The following is a 608-nucleotide window of genomic DNA, read 5'->3' on the forward strand; positions in this document are numbered from 1 at the left end:
CGTTTCCTGGAGCAGCGGCTGCGGCTGCGGTTGAACCGGGCCAAGAGCCAGGTCGTCCGCCCGTGGCGCAGCAGCTACCTGGGCTACGGCATGACCGTGCACCGGCAGCCGAAACTACGGATTGCCGGCAGCAGCCTGCAGCGCCTGCGCGAACGGGTGAAAAGCCTGCTGCGCGGTAGGCGGGGCAGTCAGCTGACCTGGCTGATCGAGCGGCTCAATCCGGTCCTGCGTGGCTGGAGCAGCTACTTCAAGCTGAGCCAGAGCAAGCGGCCGGTGGAAGCGCTGGATGGCTGGGTGCGGCGGTTGCTACGCAATGTGCTGTGGCGGCACTGGAAGCGACCGGTTACCCGGGCACGCAATCTGATGCGCCTGGGTTTACCGGAGGAGCGGGCCTGGAAGTCGGCCACCAACGGGCGCGGCCCCTGGTGGAACGCCGGTGCCCTGCACCTGCGGCAGGCGCTGCCGAAGAAGTGCTGGGACGCGCTTGGACTGGTGTCGATACTGGATACGATCACTCGGCTTAGCCGTATGACCTGAACCGCCGTATACGGAACCGTACGTACGGTGGTGTGAGAGGACGGAGGCCGCGAGGCCTCCTCCTACTCGAT

General features: G+C 66.4%; 1 protein-coding gene. It reads left to right on the forward strand.

The annotated features are described in order from the left end of the window. Positions 1-537, forward strand: a 537-nt coding sequence (locus ACFW0B_RS25915; protein WP_449151812.1) for a group II intron maturase-specific domain-containing protein, incomplete at its 5' end; no start/stop codon positions are given. Positions 538-608: the final 71 nt, after the last annotated feature.

Source organism: Metapseudomonas phytobenefica (assembly GCF_043392685.1).
GTDB lineage: Bacteria > Pseudomonadota > Gammaproteobacteria > Pseudomonadales > Pseudomonadaceae > Metapseudomonas.